This is a genomic window from Kribbella sp. NPDC055110 (assembly GCF_053607525.1).
Window position 1 is genome coordinate 212,023 of sequence record NZ_JBSGTS010000002.1, and the last position, 22,605, is coordinate 234,627.

19 protein-coding genes are annotated in these 22,605 nt (G+C 68.5%); 6 read left to right on the forward strand and 13 right to left on the reverse strand.

The genetic code is table 11. The features are described 5' to 3' along the window. Positions 1 to 78 precede the first annotated feature (78 nt). Positions 79 to 618 carry an SRPBCC family protein gene (locus ACWF0M_RS03955; protein WP_452234102.1) on the forward strand — a complete coding sequence of 180 codons (540 nt, stop codon included), beginning with the start codon at positions 79 to 81 and terminating at the stop codon, positions 616 to 618. Between the two features lie 199 nt (positions 619 to 817). Continuing rightward, on the forward strand, positions 818 to 1,078 hold the full coding sequence (gene rpsT / locus ACWF0M_RS03960) for a 30S ribosomal protein S20 (protein WP_134000261.1): 261 nt from the start codon (positions 818 to 820) through the stop codon (positions 1,076 to 1,078). Between the two features lie 212 nt (positions 1,079 to 1,290). On the opposite strand, the gene holA is transcribed toward rpsT, so the two are convergent. Next, positions 1,291 to 2,289, reverse strand: a complete 999-nt coding sequence (gene holA / locus ACWF0M_RS03965) for a DNA polymerase III subunit delta (protein ID WP_452234103.1) — start codon at positions 2,287 to 2,289, stop codon at positions 1,291 to 1,293. 69 nt (positions 2,290 to 2,358) lie between these two features. Between holA and ACWF0M_RS03970 the strand changes: the two genes are divergently transcribed. Beyond that, positions 2,359 to 2,961, forward strand: a complete 603-nt coding sequence (locus ACWF0M_RS03970; protein WP_452234104.1) for an isochorismatase family protein — start codon at positions 2,359 to 2,361, stop codon at positions 2,959 to 2,961. Here ACWF0M_RS03970 and ACWF0M_RS03975 read toward each other — a convergent pair. From ACWF0M_RS03975 to ACWF0M_RS03985, 3 genes are all read right to left on the reverse strand, one after another. Beyond that, positions 2,951 to 5,050, reverse strand: a complete 2,100-nt coding sequence (locus tag ACWF0M_RS03975; RefSeq protein ID WP_452234105.1) for a ComEC/Rec2 family competence protein — start codon at positions 5,048 to 5,050, stop codon at positions 2,951 to 2,953. The genes ACWF0M_RS03970 and ACWF0M_RS03975 overlap by 11 nt on opposite strands. 742 nt (positions 5,051 to 5,792) lie before the next feature. Beyond that, complete coding sequence (locus ACWF0M_RS03980) at positions 5,793 to 6,227, reverse strand: helix-hairpin-helix domain-containing protein (RefSeq protein WP_452234106.1); 435 nt, start codon at positions 6,225 to 6,227, stop codon at positions 5,793 to 5,795. 1,371 nt (positions 6,228 to 7,598) lie between these two features. Then, positions 7,599 to 8,441, reverse strand: a complete 843-nt coding sequence (locus tag ACWF0M_RS03985; protein ID WP_452234107.1) for a DegV family protein — start codon at positions 8,439 to 8,441, stop codon at positions 7,599 to 7,601. A 53-nt stretch (positions 8,442 to 8,494) separates the two neighbouring features. Between ACWF0M_RS03985 and ACWF0M_RS03990 the strand changes: the two genes are divergently transcribed. Then, complete coding sequence (locus ACWF0M_RS03990) at positions 8,495 to 9,013, forward strand: pyridoxamine 5'-phosphate oxidase family protein (protein ID WP_452234108.1); 519 nt, start codon at positions 8,495 to 8,497, stop codon at positions 9,011 to 9,013. 629 nt (positions 9,014 to 9,642) lie between these two features. On the opposite strand, the gene ACWF0M_RS03995 is transcribed toward ACWF0M_RS03990, so the two are convergent. From ACWF0M_RS03995 to ACWF0M_RS04030, 8 genes are all read right to left on the reverse strand, one after another. Beyond that, positions 9,643 to 12,246 carry an ATP-binding protein gene (locus ACWF0M_RS03995; protein ID WP_452234109.1) on the reverse strand — a complete coding sequence of 868 codons (2,604 nt, stop codon included), beginning with the start codon at positions 12,244 to 12,246 and terminating at the stop codon, positions 9,643 to 9,645. 170 nt (positions 12,247 to 12,416) lie between these two features. Next, positions 12,417 to 12,611: a hypothetical protein gene (locus ACWF0M_RS04000; RefSeq protein ID WP_452234110.1), complete on the reverse strand. Its 195-nt coding sequence runs from the start codon at positions 12,609 to 12,611 to the stop codon at positions 12,417 to 12,419. Between the two features lie 101 nt (positions 12,612 to 12,712). Then, positions 12,713 to 13,117 (reverse strand): YjbQ family protein, encoded by a 405-nt coding sequence (locus tag ACWF0M_RS04005; RefSeq protein ID WP_452234111.1) that lies wholly within the window; start codon positions 13,115 to 13,117, stop codon positions 12,713 to 12,715. Further along, positions 13,117 to 15,597: a leucine--tRNA ligase gene (gene leuS / locus ACWF0M_RS04010; protein WP_452234112.1), complete on the reverse strand. Its 2,481-nt coding sequence runs from the start codon at positions 15,595 to 15,597 to the stop codon at positions 13,117 to 13,119. The genes ACWF0M_RS04005 and leuS overlap by 1 nt, the downstream gene beginning before the upstream one ends. Positions 15,598 to 15,839: 242 nt before the next feature. Then, entirely contained in the window at positions 15,840 to 16,772 is a 933-nt protein-coding gene (locus ACWF0M_RS04015; RefSeq protein WP_452234113.1) for a helix-turn-helix domain-containing protein, read from the reverse strand. Further along, positions 16,769 to 17,536: a phytanoyl-CoA dioxygenase family protein gene (locus ACWF0M_RS04020; protein WP_452234114.1), complete on the reverse strand. Its 768-nt coding sequence runs from the start codon at positions 17,534 to 17,536 to the stop codon at positions 16,769 to 16,771. The genes ACWF0M_RS04015 and ACWF0M_RS04020 overlap by 4 nt, the downstream gene beginning before the upstream one ends. Before the next feature lie 97 nt (positions 17,537 to 17,633). Further along, positions 17,634 to 17,882: a hypothetical protein gene (locus tag ACWF0M_RS04025; RefSeq protein WP_452234115.1), complete on the reverse strand. Its 249-nt coding sequence runs from the start codon at positions 17,880 to 17,882 to the stop codon at positions 17,634 to 17,636. Between the two features lie 13 nt (positions 17,883 to 17,895). Continuing rightward, on the reverse strand, positions 17,896 to 19,575 hold the full coding sequence (locus ACWF0M_RS04030; RefSeq protein ID WP_452234116.1) for a sodium:solute symporter family protein: 1,680 nt from the start codon (positions 19,573 to 19,575) through the stop codon (positions 17,896 to 17,898). 209 nt (positions 19,576 to 19,784) lie between these two features. Here ACWF0M_RS04030 and ACWF0M_RS04035 point away from each other — a divergent pair, with 209 nt between their 5' ends. Together ACWF0M_RS04035 and ACWF0M_RS04040 are read left to right on the forward strand one after the other, a co-directional pair. Beyond that, complete coding sequence (locus tag ACWF0M_RS04035; RefSeq protein ID WP_452234117.1) at positions 19,785 to 20,897, forward strand: sensor histidine kinase; 1,113 nt, start codon at positions 19,785 to 19,787, stop codon at positions 20,895 to 20,897. Next, on the forward strand, positions 20,890 to 21,531 hold the full coding sequence (locus tag ACWF0M_RS04040) for a response regulator (RefSeq protein WP_452234118.1): 642 nt from the start codon (positions 20,890 to 20,892) through the stop codon (positions 21,529 to 21,531). Before ACWF0M_RS04035 ends, ACWF0M_RS04040 begins: the two co-directional genes overlap by 8 nt. Here ACWF0M_RS04040 and ACWF0M_RS04045 read toward each other — a convergent pair. Then, positions 21,520 to 22,521: an endonuclease/exonuclease/phosphatase family protein gene (locus tag ACWF0M_RS04045; protein ID WP_452234119.1), complete on the reverse strand. Its 1,002-nt coding sequence runs from the start codon at positions 22,519 to 22,521 to the stop codon at positions 21,520 to 21,522. The two genes, ACWF0M_RS04040 and ACWF0M_RS04045, sit on opposite strands and share 12 nt — an antisense overlap. Positions 22,522 to 22,605: the final 84 nt, after the last annotated feature.

Consider the following 22,605-nt stretch of genomic DNA (forward strand, 5'->3'; position numbering starts at 1 on the left):
GGCCCTGAGTATGCCGTCAGCCGCCGACAGTGTCACGCTGTGCACACCAGGCGACGGCCGACAGCAAGGGAAAACCCGATGCCGGATCTGACCGAGTCCATCACAGTGCAATCGTCCGCTGACGCACTGTATCGATTGGTCAGCGATCTACCCCGCATGAGCGAGTGGAGCCCCGAATGCACCCACGTCACTTGGTCCTCGCGCCGGTCGTCCGCTGGGTCCTCGGGCGGGTCGATCGCCGGGTCCATCGCCGGGTCCTCGGGCGGGTCCACTGCCGGGTCGTGTGACGGTCCGGTGCCGGGGGCGCGGTTCGTCGGGCACAACCGGGCCGGCGTCGTCCGCTGGTTCACCTTCGGGAAGGTGGTGACGGCGCAGCCCGCCCGCCGGTTCACCTTCGACATCACCTTCGGCCCGATCCCGATCTCACGCTGGGACTACGAGTTCACCCCCACCGCGACCGGCTGCAAGGTCACCGAGTCCTGGACCGACCACCGCCCGTCGACCCTGAAGCTCCTCTTCCGCCCCCTCTTCGGCAACCGCACCCCACGCAACATCCACGGCATCCACACCACCCTGACCCGCCTGAAATCCACCGCCGAAACCACCACACGAGCCTGAATCACGCCCCACCCGAACCGATATCACCCCCGGCCCGAACCAATCCGCGCCCGTCGCCCCGGCCAACCCAGCGGGAGCGGGTTTGGAGGAGGAGACGGCTTGTTGGTAATCTAGGTCTTCGCGCGTTCACGGGTGGTGCTCAGCCGTGCGCCGCAACACCTTCCGAATGACCGCAAACTCCTGATCGAGGCCCTGCTCCGTGGCGAACATCAAGTCCCAGATCAAGCGCAACCGCCAGAACGAGGCTGCGCGACTTCGCAACAAGTCGGTGAAGTCGACCCTCAAGACGGCTGTTCGCCGCTTCCACGAGGCCGTCGAGGCCGGCGAGGCCGAGAAGGCCACCGAGACCGCCCGCAAGGCCGGTCGCCTGCTCGACAAGGCCGTCAGCAAGGGCGTCATCCACGCCAACCAGGCGGCGAACCGCAAGTCGGCCCTCTTCAAGAAGGCCGCTTCCCTCTAACACCAGGGTCCGCGTCCCCGACGCGCCCCGCCAACGATCGGCCAGTCCCCGCGACCGGCCGATCGTTTTTGCGTCCCCAACCCCAGCCACCCCGCCGGCAACCACGCGGCTGACGGGCGGCTGGGCGCAAGCGGGTCTCCGACGACAGCCAGGCACCGCCCGCGGGTGGTGGTGCGGGTGGTCAGCAGCGGGTGGTGTGGACAGGTGGGTGGTTAGCGGCGGCCGTGGGCTCGGGTGATGGTTAGGACCATGCGTTCGAGGGCGTAGCCGGCGTCGCCTGAAGCGCCTTTGACGTCTGCGTCGGCCTGCGCGACCGCCTTGATCGCGGTCGCGAGACCACCCGGAGTCCAGCCGCGCGACTGCTGCTTGAGCTGCTTGAGCTTCCACGGCGGTACGCCGACCTCGCGCGCCAGGTCCCCCTCCCGCATCCCACTCGGCGCACTCGAGTACTTCGCCAGCCCCCGCAACCCACCCGCCATCGCACTCGTCACCAGCACCGGCGCCACCCCGCAGTCCAACGCCCACCGGAGCTGCTCCAGCGCCGGCTCCGTCCGACCGGCGATCGCCGCATCCGCGACCGCGAAGCTCGTGACCTCCGCACGCCCACCGAAGTACTGCCCGATCAGCTGCGTCGTCACCGCCTGACCGCCCGAATCCGAGACCAGCTGCGAACACGCCCCCGCCAGTGCCCGCAGGTCGTGACCGACCGCGTCCACCAACGCCGACGCCGCACCCTCGTCGACCGTCCCACCGTGCAGCCGGATCTCCCCCGCCACGAACTGCGGAAGCTCCCACGCCTTAGGCGCAGTCGCCACGACCTCGTTGACCGATGCCTTCCGCAATTTGTCGAGAACGCCCTTCCCTTTCTGCCCACCAGAGTGAACGAGCACGACGAGTACGTCGTCCGACGACGCCCCGGCGTACTCGATCAGATACGGCGCCATCTCGCTCGGCAGGTTCTCCAGCCCGCGCAGCACCAGCACCCGCTCGGTCGCGAACAACGACGGCCCGGTCAGCTCCGCGAACACCCCGACGTCCAGCGTCGACGCCTCGAGATCCGTCACCTCCACCGGGCTGTCACCGGCGGCCTCCGCGGTCTTCGACACCGCCGCGATCGCCGACCGCACGGCCCGATCCGCCAGGAACGACTCGGTCCCGGTCACGAGAAGCACATCGCCCAGCTTCGGCGCAGAACCTTTACGAGCAGCCACCCCGTCAGCATCCCACGCCCTCCGGACAATCCCGGTGCGCCCCCAGACCAAACCAGCAAGGATGCGCCCATGCTCCCACCCGCCGACACCCCAGTCCCCAACACCTTGGCCCCCGCCGACCCCTCGATCCCCGTCGACGCGTTGGTCCTTGTCGATCTGCAGACTGCGTTCGTGTCCGGCCCCGACGCGGTACCTGGCGCAGCTGCTCTCCTGGATCGCGCAGGCGACCTCCTCGACCGCGCCCGGGCCGCCGGCGCAGTCGTCGTACACCTGCAGAACGACGGTCCCCCCGGCGCCGACGACGCGCCAGGGACGCCCGGCTGGGAGCTGTACCTGCCGCTGAAGCCGGGTCCCCGCGAGCACGTGATCCGCAAGCCACGCGACGACGGCTTCGACGCGACGCCACCTGGGGAGATCCTGGTGTCCGCCGGCGTACGATCGCTCGCCATCTCCGGCGTCATGTCAGAGATGTGCGTACACGCGACAGCGAAGACCGCACTAGCCCGCGGCTACCGAGTCGTCCTCCCGTACGACGCCCACGCCACCTACGACGTACCCGCCGTCCCCGGAGTAGCCGACAAGATCCCAGCCCACATCGTCTCCCGAGTAGCCGCCTGGTCCCTCGGCGACCAACCCGAAACCACCACCCCAACCTCCGCCGTCACCTTCTGATTTCCTCCTGCAGGTGTGGGTGCGTGGTCAGGGCGAGGTGGTTGTCGGTGTTGGTGACAATGAGGGGACCGCTGACGCTGGTGGTGGCGGTCCGGATCGCGTTGTGGGACAGGAGATCCAGGGTTCTCGGTGCCGGGTGCCCGTAGTCGTTGTCGCGCCCGACAGAGATGAGCGCCAGCCGCGCCTTCGCAGCAGCGATGAACTCGGGATCCTGCTGAGCCGACCCGTGATGCGGAACCTTCAACACATCCGCCCGCAGGTCAACACCGGTCGCCAGGACCGCGCGCTGCGACTCGGGCTCCAGATCACCGGTGAGCAGGATCCGAAGACCGTCGAGCTCGACCATCATCGCGATGCTGGCATTGTTCTCCGGCGACCCCTCATCCGTGGACGTCGCCGACGACGTACCCGCCGCGGGCAACGCAGGCACCTTCGCCGGCCACAGCGTCGTCCACCTCACCTTTCCCACCACCCGCTGCTCGTGGAACGCGACCGTACGCACAGCCACCCCGTGCCGCGACGCCAACTCGACCACCCGGTCGTACTCAGCACGCGGCGAGAAGTACGGCGTCACCTCGATCTCATCCACCCGCCGATCGTTCAGTACGCCGGCCAGCCCGCCGACATGATCCGCATGGAAGTGGCTCAGCACGACGACCGGGATGTACTCGATGTCCAGGTCCTTCAAACACCGATCCATCGCCGCCGGATCCGGCCCGGTGTCGACAACAACCGCCGTACGGTCTCCCGCCCGCAACACCAGACCGTCTCCCTGCCCGACATCGCAAGCGACGAAAAGCCAGTCGTCGGGCGGCCAGCCGAGCGATCCGACGGGACGCAGTACGACGACCGCGAGCAGGACCACCGCCAGGATCATCGCTATCGGGCGAGCCAGGACGCGATGCAGGCCCAGCACGAGCGCCAGGCAGAGCACCGTCAGTACGGCGACACCGACCACGGTCGCCGGCCACGCATTGGCAGCGCCCGGCAGATCCGCGCCTTCGCGAGCAACCAGGATGATCCAGCGGGCAGGCCATCCGGCGGCCCAGCCGACGACTTGAGCCAGCTGACTGCTCACCAAAGCGACTCCGGCCGCGACGAAGCCGAGGATCGTGGCCGGGCCGACCATTGGTCCCGCCAACAGATTCGCAGCAACGGCGATCAGCGACACTTCACCCGACAGCCACGCGACAACCGGCGTACAGGCGAGCTGCGCGGCAAGCGGACACGAGATTGCGTCGGCCAGCCAACCAGGCATCCACTTCGCAAGCGCATCCCGCCAACCGGGTCCGAGCAGGATGATGCCCGCGGTTGCGAGCACCGACAGTGCGAACCCGGCCGAGCGCGCGAGCGACGTGTCCAGCATCAGCAACACGATCACTGCGACCGACAGGCTGCGCACGGCACGGCGTCTCCCTCCCCCGCTGGTCATCGCCGCCAACGCGATCAGTCCCATCGCGGCCGCCCGCAGGACGCTCGGCTGTGGTCTGGCCAGCACGACGAACACGACGACCGTCAACAGCCCGACCACAGTCAGCCCACGAGCCCGCACGCCGATCAGCCGAGCCAGCGGGAGGAGGAACGCGAGCAGGAGCGTCAGGTTCGTCCCTGAAACGGCGGACAGGTGCGTCAGGCCTGTGGTCTGGAAGTCCGCGTTCAGGTCCGCGGACACGCCGGACACGTCGCCCATGACGAGTGCGGGCACAAGCCCGCGAACGTGTTCAGGCTCACCTGCCACCGCGTCTCGCAGTCCTGCCCGAACACGCTCAGCCGCACGCAACCACCACGGCGGCTCATCCACAATCCTCGGCGGCGACCGGGTCGAGAGCATCGCGGCCACCTCGGCACCGCCTTCTACCTGTTCGAGCCTCCCGTTCGCGTCGACATGCTGGCCGTACCTGACGTGCTCCCATTTCGCGGTCCCCACCAGCAGCACCGGCGTACGCACGCGTTCCCGGATCGCGTGCTCCGACCCGGTACGACTGCGGATCTCCTCGACAGTCGCCCTGACCACGACGTACGGCGGCCGCCTGCTGGTGGTGCTCTGCCGAAGCGACGGATCCCCGTCGATCTTGAGTCGAACGGTCACTGTCGCCGAGTCAGCCGCGAGCTCTTGCACAGGTCCTGCGCGGAGGGCGCCGGTGTGCAACGCGGCGGCGAACGCCAAACCACCCACAACCACCAACGAACCAACAACCGCCCAACCAGCCGCCCACCCACGCCCCGAATCAGACGCCGAATCAGACGCGGACGGAGGCGAGAGCTTAGGCCCGACCACAGGCGGGGTCTTAGTTGGGACATCGGGCGCTGAGTCAATCGGGGACCTAGGCGCGGCATCGGGCGCTGAGTCAGGCGCCGAGCCGCCGGTCGGGTTTGTCCGGGTCGTTCGCCGGCGAATTAAGCCCGCCCAGCTGCTGGCGTGCTGGATTATCGCTGCCGTCCTGGGACCGCGGTTCGGCCGCCGGAGGATCAGGCCGAGGGTCGCGGCGAGTGCCGAGGCGAGTATCAGAGCGAGCCCGGCGACGATCCCGCCGACGATTGGTGACTGACCGACCAGCACTACCGCAACCAGCCAGCCCACAGCTGCCGGGATGAGCAGCCGCGCATCGAGCCGCTCAGCCTCGGCCGCATCCCCGGAGCTCAAGTCAGCAGCGTCCGCGGTTGCCGACTCAGCAGCCTCCGCGAGGGCAGGATTATGTGCTCGAACAGGTGCGGGGGTTGGCGTGTCGGTTCGCGTGCGAGGTGGCGCGGGTGGGTCGTTGGTGGGGGTAGGCGGGTCATTGGTCGGGGTAGGCGGGTCGCTGGTCGGGGTGGGCGGGTGGTTGGCACTGCTAGGTGCGGACATGGGGTTTTAGGGAGTCGAACTTCTTGGGGCCTACGCCTGGGACCTCCTGGAGTTGGTCGATGGTGGTGAAGGGGCCGTTCTGGGTGCGGTAGTCGAGGATTCGTTGGGCTAGGACGGGGCCCACTCCGGGGAGGGCGTCGAGTTGGGCGAGGGTTGCGGTATTCAGGTTGACGGGGGCGTTGGGGGCTGACGACGGGCTGGGGCCGGATGTCGGCAGTGGTTGGCTCGTGGGTGGGGGTTGGGTGGTTGTGCCGACGATGATTTGTTCGCCGTCGGTTACCTGGCGGGCGAGGTTGAGGGTGGTGAGGTCTACGCCGCGGAGTGGGCCGCCGGCGAGGGCGAGTACGTCGGCTACGCGGGAGCCTGCTGGGGTGCGGATGAGGCCCGGGTGGCGGACCTTTCCGGCGACGTAGACCACCACGAGGGGTTGGTTGGATGAGGTCCCGGGGCCGGGCGTTTGGTTGGCGCCCGGGGTTTGGTTTGTGCCGGGTGGTTGGCTGGCGGCCGGCTGGGTTCCGGCTGGGGCGGGGCCGGGTTGGGTGGGGGTTGGCTGGGCTACTGCGGAGCCGGTGGTTGTGGTGGTTGGGCGGGTGTCGGGGAGAGGTTCGGGGCGGGCTCGGAGGAAGGTCCAGGCAGCCCAGGTCAGGCCGATGGTGAGGACTACGGCCAGGACGGCGATGTGGCGTGGGGTGAGGGTCCAGCGGGCGTCGCGTAGTCGCTCGGGTCGGGGTTGTTCGGGGGTCCATCCGCCTCGCACCTCATCACGCTCCTCCGGGTATTCGTCTCGGCGCTGCCTGTTGCCGGGCTGCCTGTTGCCGGGCTGCCTGTTGCCGGGCTGCCTGTTGCCGGGCTGCCTGTTGCCGGGCTGCCTGTTGCCGGGCTGCTTGTTGCTGGGATGTGCGCCGGGATGAGCCGTGGCGCGTACGCCGCTCGGATCACCCGCGTAGGCGCTCCGCTCCGCAGCCGTCTGGTCGAGAGCGGTCCATTCGGAGGCAGTTCTCCCGGCGGTGGGCTGGGCGGGGGTGGTCTGGCTATCGGCAGTCTGGTCGGGGGTGGTCCGCCCGGCGGCGGTGGTCTGCGCGGCGGGGACGGTCTGACTTGCGGCGGTCCGCTGGGCGGGGGTGGGGTGATTGGCGGGTGGGGTGTGAAGGTGAGGGGCGGGTGGGGTGTGAAGGTGAGGGGCGGTTGGATGGTGGAGCTCGGGGCGGGGGGTGAGGCGGGCTAGGGCTCGGGTTCGGGCGTCCGGGTCGACGGATGGGGTGCGGCGGAAGACCTTCACGGCAGAGAAAGTACGAGTCCAGGGCGCTCGTGAAACCGTGAATTGAAAGCTGTGGAGAACCTCCCGCTCTTGCCGGGGTACGAAGGGGCGCCGCTCCGACGGGGGCCGGGTCTTCGGACTGGGAACATCTCGTGGTGCCTGTGGACAGGTAATTGCGTGTGCCGAGTCCCTGGCGCCTGTTCACAACGACGCAGTCCGGGCGGTCGAGTTCGGGCGGTCTGGTCACCGGGAATGCGGGGTGCCGCTGGAGTGTGGGCGGCTCTGGGGGCTGGGGACATCCCGTGTGGGCGGTGGACAGGTAATTGCCTGTGTTGAGGAACCAGTACCTGTTCACACCACCCAGGCCCGGCGCGCCGCGCCCACGCGGGCGGTCGGTGCGCGCGGAGGCGGGCGCGCGGCAGGGCGCGCACACGCGGGGCGGTTGCGCGGGTGGGCGGTTGCGCGGGTGGGCAGTTGCGCAGACGGGGCGGTTGCGTAGACGGGGCAGGCGTGCGCGCGGGTGGGGGCGTGGGTTTAGTGGGGGCTTACTACTACGGCTAGGAGGCCGGGGCCTACGTGGGCTCCTATTACGGCGCCTACTTCTCGGAGGACTATTTCGTCGGCTTGGGGGAGGCGGGTGGAGAGGTTGTCGGCGAGGGTTTGGGCTTTTTCGAGGTTGGCGAGGTGGTGGACGGCGATCTGGACGGGGGTGTCGCCGGCGCGTTGGACGGCGATGTCGGCGAGGCGGGCGATGGCTCGGGTGGAGGTGCGGACCTTTTCGAGCGGGACGATGCGGCCGCCGCTGATCGTCAGGAGCGGCTTGACGGCGAGCGCCGTACCGAAGAGGGCCTGGGCGGCGCCGATGCGGCCGCCGCGGCGGAGGTATTCGAGGGTGTCCACGTAGAAGTAGGACGAGATGGTCTTCATCCGGGCGCGGGCGGCGGCTTCGACGGTGGCGGCGTCCTGGCCTGCGGCGGCCGCGGCGGCCGCAGCGAGGACGGGGAACCCGAGGCCCATGCCGAGCGAGCGGGAGTCGACGACGTGGACCGGGATCGGGGACTCCTTGGCGCCGATCATCGCGGCCTCGAACGTGCCGGACATGTCGCCGGAGAGATGGATCGAGACGATCGCCTCGGCGCCCTCCGCGGCGCACTTGGCATAGGTTTCGGCGAACGTGTGCGGTGCCGGCCGGCTGGTCGAGACCGGTGTGAACGTCTTCAGCGCTTCGGCGACCGCGTCCGCCGACGTGGCGCCGTCGTCGTACGACGTCCCGCCGATCACGACCTGGAGCGGTACGACGGTCAGCGGGTGGCGGAGCACCTCGTGCGTGGACAGACCGGCCGTGGAGTCGGTGACGACCTGCACGCGGGCTGCCATGCAGCGAGGTTACCGGACAGTTAATGTCCGGGCGCAGTGCCAAACTCCACAATATGAAGGAGACAGCGACCGAAGTCACACAGCTGCAAGTGCTGCTCGACGCGGCGTACGAGCGGTCGACCCAGCATCTGCGGAGCATCATCACGGATCCGCGCCGGCTGGATGCCGGGGAGCTGGTGCGGGTTCTGACCGGGATGCGCACGCTGAACCTGGCCACCGTGACCGCGAGCGGTGAACCGCGGATCAGTGCGGTGGACGGGCACTTCCTGCACGCGCGGTGGGTGTTCACGACGTCGGGATCGGCGGCGAAGGCGCAGCACCTGAAGAAGCGTCCCGCGGCGAGCGTCTCGTACGTCGACGGCGAGCGGATCGGGGTGTTCAGCCACGGGAACGTCGAGTTCCTGACCGCGGATCACCCGGACTTCGCCGAGATCGAGGAGCACCTCACGAGCCACTACGGCAGCTCGCCGTCGAGCTGGGCCGACGACATCGTCTACTGCCGCCTGCAGCCCTCGTGGATGGTCGGCTACGTGTTCGACAAGGCGGCTGTGCTGGAAACACCAGCGAGGTGAAGGCCACCCCTCCCGGGACCTTCACCTCGCTTCGGGTTGTGCCGGGCTACTGACGTCCCCTGTGCGTCAACAGCCCGGCTCGTCCTGCTGACTCCCCCTGGTTGTCAGCCGAAGTTGGTGGGGCCTCGGCGAGCTACTCCCCGTATCCGGCTCCGTGAGAACCGGCCTGACCGCGAGCTCGTCGAGGTCCCGGAAGGTCCCAGCGGCCGGCCCACCGGTGGGTGACCAAACCCACCGGTTTGCCCGCACCAGCCGGGTCGTGACACTCGTCCCCTGTGTCGTGTGCCTGACCCTTTGCTGGGACCCCGCCCCGGAAGCAGTGCCCTGACGGTGCACCGCGCCCGGTACAGGCAGGACAGATCCACACTCCACAGCACTCCGGAGCTCTCGGCCGCCGGTCGGCGCCCCCACCAACCAGCCACCGGAGGCCCTCCGCGTCGCCTTCGCCGTCTCCGGCAGTTGAGCGGTCTGCCATGGCCTCTTCATGGTTCACCGCCCGTTCGCTGCCGTTGACCGTGTCGGTCTCTGCTTCGTGGAACCTGCCCTACGGCTGCAATTCTTGGTCCGGCAGCCATGTCAGGACGAGGCAGAACAACCGGCAGTTACCCGGCAGCTTCAGCGGATCCGCGTCATACAAGCGGGGCAGAAAGCGCAGCGAGTACGTCGTTCGCCAGGCGCTGTACGGCGGCCGACGGGTCCGGCTCCGGCCACCCGTCCGCAACCGATGCGCTCTCGCAGGACTCCTGCAGGATCGCCCACGCGGTCGGCAGCATCGGCGGGTCCATCGACCGCTGCCACGCCAGCAACTGGCCGCACACGGCGTCTCCCGCGTCTGAGCGCCCCAATGCGTGCAGCACCGCCACAGCTTCCGGCAGTACTTCGAGCAGGTACACGACCCGCCCTTCGAGCAGCAACCGGTTCAGCGCGTCCAGGATCGTCACGCGCGCCTGCTCGGCCTCACCGGCGGCACGAGCGAGCCGGGACCGGTAGAGCATCACCAGGTAGTCGAAGTACCCACGGTGCCCGCGGATGTCGGCGTCGGCCTGGTCGAGCAGCGCCCGCGCCTCGTCGTACCGGCCGTCGTGGTACTCGACCATCGCCAGGCATCCAGCGACCTTGGTGCGCTCCGGGTCGTCTGACGCCTGGCTGTCGCGGGCGAGCTCTGCCCAGTGACGGGCACCGGACAGGTTCCCCAGCTCCAGGTCGGCGCGGCTCAGGGCCATGTACGCGATCTCGTCCGGGTAGACGCCCGGATTGACCAGTGCGGCCTCCCACGCAAGCAGGAGCTCCTTGGCCTCCACCAAACGACCCCACCGCAGTAGCGCCAGCCCACAGGTCGCCTGCACGGTGGCAGATCGCTGTACGTCGCCATGCTTGCGAGCGTCAGCTACCAGCGCCGGGATCTCGGCCAAGCTCTGCGTATCGAGCAGATGCGACCCCGACGACACCCAGCCGCCCCGAGCGACCAGGCCCATCTCTGTCTCACCCGGGATGCGCGTCCGCGCCTCCTCGTAGTGCCGGCGAGCACCACGGATGTCACCGGTCAGACTGGACAGCCGGCCGGCGATGGCGAGCAGCCGACCGCTCGTCTCCTTGTCGGACACGTTCTCGGCGCACAGCGTCGCCCACCGGATCCCGCTCTCGGCGACACTCGCCTGGTACTGCCACGCGATCCGGAACCCGAGCACGATCCGCGCCGCGGTGTCCCACTCCCCCAGCTCGCCCGCACGCTCCAGCGCCACCTCGAACAGCGCAGAGTTCGCATGCGCCGCCCGGTACCGCCGATCGCGGTCCGGTGACGACCAGGCGCCCTCCAGCCCCGAGACGTACGTCGTACACCACTCGACTGCCCGGTCCCGGAACTCGGTGAGGTCGTCGCCCTGTGACGACAGGCCGGCGTACGCGTGCTCCCGGATCGTCTCCAGCAGCTTGTACCGCGCGCCGTACAACTGCTCGAACTCGTGCACCGGCTGCAGCAGCGACTTCTCCACCAGCTCGGCGAGCAGCATCGGTACGTCGCTCTCGTCGATCGGCGTGCCCGTGCAAACACCCGCGACGGCCTCGAGCGTGAACGGTGAACCCAGCACCGAGCACCGATACAGGAGCTGCCGCGCCGGGTCCGAGAGCGCGTCGACACTCCACGCGATCGTGTCGGCCAGCGTCCGCTGGTGCGGCGCACCGAACCGCCGCGGCCCGGACAGCAACCGGAACCGGTCGTCGAGCGCAGCGAGAATCGCCTCCACGGTCAGCGACCCGGCCCGCGCGGCTGCAAGTTCCAGCGCGAGCGGCAGGCCGTCCAGTCGCCTGACCAGCCGCGCCACAGTCGGGCCGTTCGAAGGGGTCAGCGTGAAGCCCGGCCGCACCCGCGCGACGCGGCGGCAGAACATCTCGACCGCCGGCGATGCCGCGATCGCCTCGTAGTCCTCGTCGTTCGCCGGTACGCCGAGCACCTGTACCCGGCGTACGACCTCGTCCGGCAGGCCGAGCGGGATCCGGGACGTGACCAGCACACCGATCCCCGGGAAGCTGCGGACCATCCGGTTGGCGACCGTCGCGACACCGTCGAGAACGTGCTCGGCGTTGTCCTCGACGATCACCAGGTCGCCGGGCCGGCGTCCGGACAGTACATCGTCGAGGTCCGACGTACCCGGGGCTGTGCCGAAGGCGTCCAGGATCGCCGACGGTACGGCGGCGTCGCGCTGGACGGTGGTGAGGTCGACGACCACGACAGTCGTGTCGGCGCCGGAGAACCGGTCGGCCGCGGCGAGCGCCAACTCGGTCTTGCCGACCCCGCCGGGACCGACGAGCGTGACGAGCCGGTTCTGCCCCAGCAGCGCCTCGAGCTCGAACAGCTCCTGCTCACGACCGACGAGACCGTCCGGGATCGGGCGGGTGCCGCGCCAGCGCAGGCCGGTCGGTACGGCGTCCGCGACCGAGACGACCGGCGGCGACGGAGCCACCGCCCGTACGACGGGACGCACCGAGCCGTGCCCCGCGGTCGCGAGGAAGTGGTCGGTGTCGTCGGGCCGCAGACCGAGCGCCGACGCGAGCAGGCGGACGGAGTCCTTGCGCGGGCGCGCGACCCGGCCGGCCTCCATCTCGCGGATCGACCGGACACTCAGCCCGGCCCGGTCGGCCAGTTCCTCCTGGGAGAGACCGGCCTGGACCCTCAAGTCGAGCAACAGATCGGCGAATCCCCGCCGACCGTCCGCCCGGCCATCCGTGTCCGACACAGCCCGTCACCCCTCTTAGGCCTCACGTTCCTGTCACAACATAGCGTGACAAGCGGCCGGGCGGCGGGCGTGACCGGGCGGCGGGGTGCGGCCTGGATCACACCGAATTGTTGATCAGGGCAACGATTTTTGATTCAGCCTGCAATTACTGAGAACGCAGAAGAAGGGTTTCAAGCGGTCGCGCGAACCGAGGCGGATTCATTTTCACCGGTGTAGAGAGAAAGGATCGCGGCCCAGTCGTCGAGCCGGGCGTGGGTGTCGGTGCGACCGGTGTCGGCATTCAGCAAACTGCCGTCGGAAATCCCCCGGGTCGCCCGAACCAGGAGCTCAACCGTGACGTCTCGCAAGGTCTCCAGGGCTGCCATGCGGATAATTCAAGCGGAGCCGTGTTTCGCAAACGTAACGCGATCGGCAACATCACGATAAGTCACCAAAATCCCTCAAATGCTTGTTACCGGGTAGTCCACTAACCGGCGAGGAACGACAGCCGGACATGCCGGTCGGGATTGTCGCGATTGGTGTCGACCAGACAGATCGATTGCCAGGTGCCGAGCGTCAGCCGGCCCCTCAGCACCGGCACGGTCGCGTACGGCGGTATCAGCGCCGGCAGCACGTGGTCGCGACCGTGTCCGGGCGAGCCGTGCCGGTGCCGCCAGTCGAAGTCGCGCGGCAGCAGGTCCTCGAGCACCGCCAGCAGGTCGAGGTCGCTGCCGGCGCCGGTCTCGAGGATCGCGACACCGGCTGTCGCGTGCGGCACGAACACGTGCAGCAGGCCGTCACCGCGGCCGGAGACGAACTGATCACACCGGCTCGTGAGGTCGAGGACGACCTCACGAGCACCAGTGTGAATATCCAGGACGACCGAGTCCATCAGGCGGGGACGATGTTGACCAGCTTGGGCGCCCGCACGATCACCTTGCGGGTCCCGCGGCCGTCCAGCGCCTTCTGGATCGCCTCGGACGCCAGCGCCAGCTGCTCCAAGTCGGCGTCGGAGATGTCCGGCGCGACCTCCAGCCGGTCCTTCACCTTGCCGGCGATCTGGACCACGCAGATGACCGAGTCCTGGACCAGCAGCGCCGGGTCGACCTTCGGCCAGCCGGCCTTGGCGACGGTCGGCTCGTGGCCCAGCTCCTCCCACATCTCCTCGGCTGTGTACGGCGCGACCAGGCTCAGCACGATCGCCACCGCCTCGACCGCCTCGCGCACCGCCGGGTCGGCCGCACCGGGACCGGAGTCGATCGCCTTGCGGGTCGCGTTCACCAGCTCCATGATCCGGGCGACCATCACGTTGAACCGGTGCGAGTCGATCAGCTCGGACGCGTCCGCCACCGTCCGGTGGGTCAGCTTGCGCAGCTCGACGTCACCGTTCGACGGGTCCGAGCCGACCGGCGCCTCGACCGCTCCGGCCAGCCGCCAGGCCCGCTGCAGGAACTTCAGCGAGCCACCCGGGGACATGTCGGCCCAGTCGATGTCGTCCGCCGGCGGACCGGCGAACACCATGGTCAGCCGGACCGCGTCGACTCCGAACTCGTCGATCTGGTCGCCCAGGTTCACGCCGTTGCCCAGCGACTTGCTCATCGACTTGCCCTGGTTGATCACCTGGCCCTGGTTCAGCAGCCGGGTGAACGGCTCCACGACGTTCAGCAGGCCCATGTCGTACAGCGCCTTGACGAAGAACCGCGCGTACAGGAGATGCAGTACGGCGTGCTCCTTGCCGCCGACGTACTGGTACACCGACATCCACCGCTCGGCCGCGGCCTGGTCGAACGGACCGTCGGTGTACTCCGGCGACAGGTAGCGCAGGAAGTACCAGGACGAGTCGACGAAGGTGTCCATCGTGTCGGTGTCGCGCTCGGCCTTGCCACCGCACTTCGGGCAGTCCACCTCGACCCACTCGCGGTCGGCCGCCAGCGGTGACACGCCCTTCGGCTGCAGGTCCGCGCCGCGCAGGTCGGGCAGCTCCATCGGCAGCTGGTCGTCGGGGACCGGGACCTCGCCGCAGGACGGGCAGTGGATGATCGGGATCGGGCAGCCCCAGTACCGCTGGCGGCTCAGCAGCCAGTCGCGCAGGCGGTAGTTGATCGTGCGCTCGCCCAGGTCCTTGCTCTCCAGCCAGTCGATGATCCGCGACTTGGCGTCGGCGATCTCCAGACCGTCCAGGCTGATCTCGTCGTTGGCGCTGTTGATCGCGGCGCCCTCGCCGGTGAAGGCCTTGCCGTCGAAGTCAGCAGGAGGCTGCACGGTGCGGACGATCGGCAGGTCGAACTTCTCCGCGAACTCCCAGTCCCGCGTGTCCTGGCCGGGGACCGCCATGATCGCGCCGGTCCCGTAGTCGGCCAGCACGTAGTCGGCCGCCCAGATCGGGATCCGCTGACCGGTCACCGGGTTGATCGCGTACGAGCCCAGGAAGACACCGGTCTTCTCGCGCTCGGTGCTCTGCCGCTCGATCTCGGTCTCGCCCTTGACCTTCGCCAGGTAGGTGTCGAAGGCCTCCTGATGCTCTGGCGTGACCAGCTCGGCGGCCAGCTTCGCGTCCGGCGCGACGACCATGAAGGTGGCGCCGAACAGCGTGTCCGGACGGGTCGTGAACACCTTGATCGGCTCTTCCCGACCCTCGACCTGGAAGGACGCGAAAGCACCCTCCGAGCGGCCGATCCAGTTGCGCTGCATCAGCAGGATCTCTTCAGGCCACTGCAGCAGCTCCATGTCGTCCAGCAGCCGCTGGGCGTAGTCAGTGGTCTTGAAGTACCACTGGGTCAGCTCCCGCTTGGTGACCTCCCAGCCACAACGCTCACAGCGTCCCTGGACGACCTGCTCGTTGGCCAGCACGGTCTGGTCGTTCGGGCACCAGTTGACGTACGACGCCTTGCGGTACGCCAGACCGCGCTCGTACAGCCGCAGGAACAGCCACTGCGTCCAGCGGTAGTACTCCGGGTCGGACGTGTGCAGCCGGCGCGACCAGTCGAAGCTCAGCGCATAGCGCCGGATCGACTCGGCCTGCGTCTCGATGTTGCCGTAGGTGTACGTCGCGGGGTGCTCGTTGCGCTTGATCGCGGCGTTCTCCGCCGGCAGACCGAACGAGTCCCAGCCGATCGGGTTCAGTACGTCGTACCCCTGCTGGAACCAGTAGCGCGCCAGCACGTCGTGCAGCGCGAACACCTCGGCGTGGCCCATGTGCAGGTCGCCGGACGGGTAGGAGAACATCGTGAGCGCGTAGCGACGCTCGGCCGAGCCGTCGTCCTTCGCCTTGAACGGATCCAGCTTCTCCCACACCGGACGCCACTTGGCCTGCATGGCGTTGAAGTCGTAGCCACCCCGGTCGATCGGAGTGTCCTCCACCTGCTCGCTCACGGTCCTACTCCATACTTCGTGTGTTTGTTGAGCCTAAATGTGCCAGAAGGCACCCCTGGACATAAAAAAGCCCCTCGCACAGGAGGGGACGCCGCACTGACCGGCGCTTCGGCGCCTGGATGCCAGTACGGCTAACTAAGGAGCAGGCTCACTCGCATAGGACCACTTTAGCACCGCTGCCGCGACCGCCGGGGCAGATCCAGCGGGACGGGCGGGCAGACAGCCGCGGAGCAGGTGTCGTTCTAGATGAACTCGGTGCCGCCGGCGCGGCGGTGTTCGCCAGGGGTACGGCCGTACTTGCGCTTGAAGGCAGTGGAGAACGGCCGTACGTCGGAGTAGCCGCAGGCTCTCGCTACCTCGGTGACGGACAGGCTGTGGTCCATGAGGAGCTGGGCGGCCAACTCGAGGCGGAGGCGGCGCAGGGTGGACATGATGGAGGCACCGGTCTGCTGGGTGAACAGCCGCTCCGCGTGGCGCTCGGACAGGTGTGCGGCGGCCGCGACGTCCCGGACGGTGATCGGGCGGGACAGGTTGTCGCGGAGGTGACGCTGCATGGCGTCGACAACGAGTGGTCCTCTGTCACGGCGTACCGGCTCTACAGCTAGGTCGTCGTCCAGGGCGAAGGCTCTGGCCGTCTCCAGCACCAGCGTGGCACCGAGAGCGCTGACCGCGGTGGTGTAGCCCGAGACCGGCGCAGCTGCTTCAGCTGCGAGTGCTGTGACGAGAGACGGCAGTGAGCCGGTGCGGTCGGACATGACCGGGCCGTCCGACCGGGTCAATCCGGACCACCAACCGGACGCATCGGAACCGGCGGAAGGACGGGAGGATCCGGTTACTCCGGGGACGCCGGCGGGGCGGAAGGTGAAGCCCCAGAACGCGATGCCCAGGGGCGCCGCGTGGCTGGACTCGATTTCGTGGATGTCGCCCGGGCGGGCGAGGAACACGGAGCCGGGTGCCACGTCGTACCGAACGTCTCCCGAGTTGAACCGGCCTTCGCCGGAGTACGCGAGGCAGACCTCGTGGAACGAGTGGCTGTGCCAGTAGTTGCGCCAGTACTCCGGCCGGTAGTGGCCCCAGCTGAGGAAGTCCGCGCGGAAGCCGTCGACCTCGCAGGACTCCAGCAGTCCCGCGAGGTCGACGAGCCGGTCCGCACCGGCAACGTCCCAGAGGGTCAAACAGCGCTCCTGCCAGTGGGGTCGACTCCGCGCAGCATCATGCCCTGCCCGAGCGACCACTCGTGCGTCTTGACGGTCGGCGGGTCCGACGGGTCGCGGTACTGGACCAGCCAGGTGGTGCGCGCCTCGTCGCTGGTGTTGACCCCGGACCCGTGCACGGTCAGGTAGGTGAAGAACAGTACGTCGCCCGCCTCGGCCGGCTGCGGCGTCGCCTCGTCGAACGACGGCTCCAGCAGGTGGTACGACCCCTCCGGGCTGTGCTCCCGCGGGCCGTCCTTGTGGCTGCCCGGAATCACCCGGACGCAGCCCTTCTCGACAGGCGCGTCGTCGAAGTGGAAGATCGCCGCCCCGACCCGGTGGTAGGTGTGCGGGAAGAACGGGTGGTCCTGGTGCAGCGGGAACGGCGAACCGTTCTCCGGCGGCTTCACGAACAGCTTGGTGTGGTGCAGCTGCACGTTGTCCACACCCATCACCGCGGCGGCCACGTCGGTGAACCGCGGGTCCACCAGGAGCTTCGAGAACTCGGCGTCGTAGAACTGCGCGTCGTGCAGGTGCTGCAGCTTCGTCGGCGCCTCGGTCATGTCCCGGGCGGCGCCCCAGGTCGGGTCGTCGCCCCGGTTCAGCTGCGCCAGCAGGTCGTGGCTGCGCTGCCGGTAGTGCGCTGCTTCTTCCTTGCTGAGCAGGCCTTTCACCAGCACGAAGCCGTTCTCGGCGTACTGCTGCGCGAGCGTCGAGAGCTCGGGACGCTCGGATGTGATCGTCATGTCGGAGTACCTCCTGATCGGGTACTTCGAGACTACGAACGCCGGCGCCCGGACGGGAGGACCCGACCGGACGCCGATGTTCGTCAAACGGACATGCCTACTCGTCGGCCGGTTGCGAGTCGATCGGTACGGCGATCGGCCGCAGCCGGGTCCACAGCACGAACACGGCGGTGAACACGAGCATCCCGAGGCCGCCCCAGAGGTTGATGTTGATCCCGGCGGCCTTGTCGATCTCGGCCTGCTTCTCGACGATGCCGAGAACCGTCAGCACCACGCCGTAGATGCCGATCAGGGCCGCGATCACGATCCGGATGTCGAACGCCCCGGCCTTCTTCTTCTCTGCCATCTCGAACGCTCCCTCAGGCGAAGATGATGTTGAGGACGATGGTCATCGCCAGCGAGATGCCGGCCAGCAGCACCGGCCTGCGGTACCAGCCGTGGTCACCGCGGAGCGTCACCTCGGTGCGCTGCTCCTTCGGTGTCAGCGAGTACACCAGGCCGACCAGCTCGGACTCCTCCTTCGGCCTGGTCATCGTGCTCACCAGGACGCTGATCAGGATGTCGACCACGAAGGCAGCGCCGGCGCCGACGAAGCTGGCGCCCTGACCGGGCAGGTTGACGACGCCGTTCTCGGACAGGACGAACACCAGGATCGCGGTCGCCGTACCACTGACCAGGCCGATCCAGCCGGCCGCCGCGGTCATCCGCTTCCAGAACATACCGAGGATGAACGTCGCGAACAGCGGCGCGTTGAAGAACGAGAACAGCTGCTGCAGGTAGTCCATCAGGTTGCTGTAGCCGGAGGCGATCGCGGCCGTCCCGATCGCGACCAGCGTGCCGGCCACCGTCACGATCCGGCCGGTCCGCAGGTAGAACTCGTCCGGCCGGTCCTTGATCAGGTAGCGCTCGATGATGTCGTACGACATCACGGTGTTGAACGAGCTCAGGTTGGCCGCCATACCCGCCATGAACGACGCCAGCAGACCGGTGATGGCCAGGCCGAGCATGCCGTTCGGCAGCAGGTCCCGCATCAGCAGCAGCAAGGCGTCGTTGTAGTCGACCTCACCGCTGCCGGTCGCCTTGAACTGCGACAGCTCCGGTACGACGACCGCCGCGATGATGCCGGGGATGATCACGATGAACGGGATGAACATCTTCGGGAACGAGCCGATGATCGGGGTACGCCGGGCCGCCGACATGTTCTTCGAAGCCAGCGCGCGCTGAACCTCGGTGAAGTTCGTCGTCCAGTAGCCGAACGACAGCACGAAACCGAGGCCGAACACGATGCCGATCACCGACAGGAAGCTGTTGCTGAACCCGCTGAGCGCGTTCCCCGGCCAGGCCGACATCTGCTCGCTGCCGCCCGGCGAGGCGGTCACCTTGTCGACCAGGCCCTGCCAGCCGCCGACCTTGTGCAGACCGACCAGCGTCAGCGGCAGCAGCGCGGCGACGATCACGAAGAACTGCAGCACCTCGTTGTAGATCGCCGCGGACAGACCGCCGAGGGTGATGTAGCTCAGGACGATGGCAGCGGCAACGATCACCGACACCCAGATCGGCCAGCCGAGCAGTACGTTCACGATGGTGGCCAGCAGGAACAGGTTCACGCCCGCGATCAGCACCTGCGCCAGGGCGAAGCTGATCGCGTTCACCAGGTGCGCGGGCTTCCCGAACCGGCGGAGCATGAACTCCGGCACGCTGCGGACCTTCGAGCCGTAGTAGAACGGCATCATCACGACACCGAGGAACAGCATCGCCGGGATCGCGCCGATCCAGAAGTAGTGCACGGTCGGCATGCCGTACTGCGCGCCGTTCGCCGACATGCCCATGATCTCGATCGCGCCCAGGTTGGCCGAGATGAACGCCAGGCCGGTGACCCAGGCCGGCAGCGACCGGCCGGACAGGAAGAAATCCAGGCTGCTCGACACCGCGCGTCTGGCCAGGTATCCGATGCCGAGCACGAACACGAAGTACAGGGCGATGATGATGTAGTCGATCGCCGTGGCATCCAGCCTGAGGATGGATTGTTGGACAAGCATCGGGCCTCCGGACCGCCGGGTGTGACAGATCGTGTTGTTACCGGTCAGGAACGTTACTCCTACTTTCAACCAAGTCGGGTGGCGACCCGGCGTACGACGGGTCTCCACCCAGATCTCCACCCGTGGCCGGTGCGCTGATGGTCTCGACGGGTGCGAACCTTGGTCACCCAGTCGCTGATCATCCAGAGCAAGGCGAGGCAGACCAACCAGTGAAGCTGAAGGCGTTGCTGCCGGCCCGTCCGCACGGAGAGAGCGGCTGGGTCGGTCGGACGCTCACCACGGGTGTCGCGGTCGCCGTGCTGGCCACCGCGCGACCCGCAGCTGCGTGGGTCTGGGTCGTGCTCGGTGTGGCCTTCGTCGCCTTCGTGGTCGGCTCGGTGCTGATGACGGCTCGACCGTCCGTCTCGCTAGCGCTGCTAGCCACTGTCGCGGTCAGCAGCGCGCTGATCGCGGGCTACCCGCAGTCGAACGCCCTGGTCCTGGTGCTGGTCGCGATCGCCGACATCGCCGTGATCGACTTCGGACGCCGCGGCAACCGGCCGATCGTTGCGGTCGGCATCGGTGTCGCGGCGGCGTACGCCGGGTCGGCGTGGTGGTTCGGGCAGCCGGACACCTGGTACTTCTCCCAGCTGCTCTGGACCGCCGTACTGACCGCCTTCGGGTTGAACCGGCGCCAGTACGAGGTGCAGGCGCGGCAGACCGAGCAGCTGCTGGAGCAGACCCGGCTGGCCCAGAGCGAACACGCCCGCGCAGCCACGCTGGAGGAGCGCGGGCGGATCGCTCGGGACCTTCACGACGTACTGGCGCATTCGCTGGGTGCACTGAGCGTTCAGCTCGAGGTAGCCGAGGCGCTGCTGGAGGAGCGTGGTGACACGGCCGGTGCGTTGGAGCGGGTACGTCGCTCGCGCCGGCTCGCCGTACAGGGGCTGACTGAGGCGCGGAACGCTGTAGCCGCGCTGCGGGCAGATGAGGTGCCTGAGCTCCCTGCAGCGCTGGCTGAGCTCGCAGAGCAGCACGAGAAGGATCACGGAGTCGCTGTGCGGCTCACTGTCACACGACGCCCGAGGAAGCTGGACTCCGCAGTCACTGTTGCGATGCTCGGTGCTGCTCGTGAGGCGCTGACCAACGCATCCAAACACGCACCTGGTCAGCTGGTGGAGATGCAGCTTGACGGCGTACGACTGTCCGTTCGGAACAAGGGTGTGACGAGTGGTGAGGGTTTCGGGCTGGCCGGGATGCGGGAGCGGCTGGCCCTGGTGGGTGGGACGTTGACGGCAGGTGCGGACGGCGACGACTGGTTGGTGGTGGCGGAGGTTGACTGACGCAATCCGAGTGGTCGTGGCGGACGACCAGCAGGTCGTGCGGGAAGGACTGGTCGCTCTGCTCGGGCTGATCGACGGCGTCGAGGTGGCCGGCGCGGCGGCCAACGGTGTCGAGGCCGTCGACCTGGTTGCCCGGGGCAACGTAGACGTGGTGCTGATGGACCTGCGGATGCCCGTCCTGGACGGGACGCAGGCCACCGCGCGGATCACGGCCGACTTCCCGGACGTCGCCGTACTCGTGCTGACCACGTACGCCGACGACGCCTCGATCGCGAACGCGCTCCGCGCCGGTGCGCGCGGCTACCTCACCAAGGACGCCGGCCGCGCCGAGATCGGCGCCGCGCTGCGGTCGACCGCCGCCGGGCAGTCCACGTTCGACCCCGAGGTCTCGAAGCGCTTGATCGCCGGACTCACGCCGACCGACCACGACACCGATGGTTTGACGGCACGGGAGACCGAGGTACTGCGGTTGATCGCGCGGGGCCTGAGCAACCCGGAGATCGCCGGGCAACTGTTCATCAGCGAGGCGACCGTGAAGACGCATATCAACAACACGTTCGCGAAGATCGGCGCCCGGCACCGCGCCGAGGCGGTCCGGTACGCCTATCGCAAAGGGATCGCGTCAGATTCGTAGTTCGGCCACGACCGGGCGGTGGTCGCTGCCGGTCGGGCTCATCACCCAGGCCTTGGTCGGGGTGACGCCGCGCACCAGGATGTGGTCGATCCGCGCCATCGGGAACTTCGACGGCCAGGTGAACCCGAAGCCGGTGCCGGCCGCACCCTGCGCCGAGCGGAGGCCGGCCGTCAGCGGGGCGAGACTGCGATCGTTCGCCGTACCGTTGAAGTCGCCCATCACGATCACGCCCGCGAGCTTCTCGTCGGCGATCTGCCGGCCGAGCGCCTTGATCGTGTCGTTGCGCTGGCCGGACGTGAAGCCGCTGGTGCCGACGCGGACCGAGGCGAGGTGCGCGACGTACACGGCGACCTTGCCCTCCGGCGTGCTGACCTCCGCGCGGAGCGCCCGGGTCCATTTGAAGCCGACGTCGACGGACGTGGTCTCGACGACCGGGTACTTCGACCAGAGGGCGACCGTGTCGCGGGACACCTGGTACGGGTACAGCTTGGCGAAAGCAGCCTTGTAGATCTTCAGGTCCGACGAGGTGAGCTCCTCGAGCGCCATCACGTCAGCGTCGGCCGCGATCAGATCCTGCGCGGTCTGCTTCGGGTCCGGGTTGGCGGCGTCGACATTGTGCGTCAGCACGCGCAGGTCGTACGCTCCCCCGCCGCCCTTGCCCGGGACGAGCAGGTCGCCGAACATCACGCCCCACACAAGCGCGGGGATCAGCAGCGCGACACCGGCCGTCGCGGACCGCCGTACCAGGGCCGCGACACCGAGGACCGGTACGGCGAGGCCGACCCAGGGCAGGAACGTGTCGAGCAGACTGCCCAGGTTGCCGATCGAGTTCGGAACGTAACGGTGGAACAGCAGCGGCAGCGCCGACAGGATCGCCAGCACCGCGATCACCCGGCCGCGCCGCCACATGCCACCCATCCTCCTCCGCCGCGCGCCGGTGCGCGGCGGCGGCGGTTTGCGAGTGGCGACAGCAGTCTGGCGGTCCGGCATGCAGCGATTGTTGCGGACGGCTGGGCCGGACCAAAGTCCGTGCACGGTCAGGTACGGCGATTTCATCCGTACGGACGATCGCCC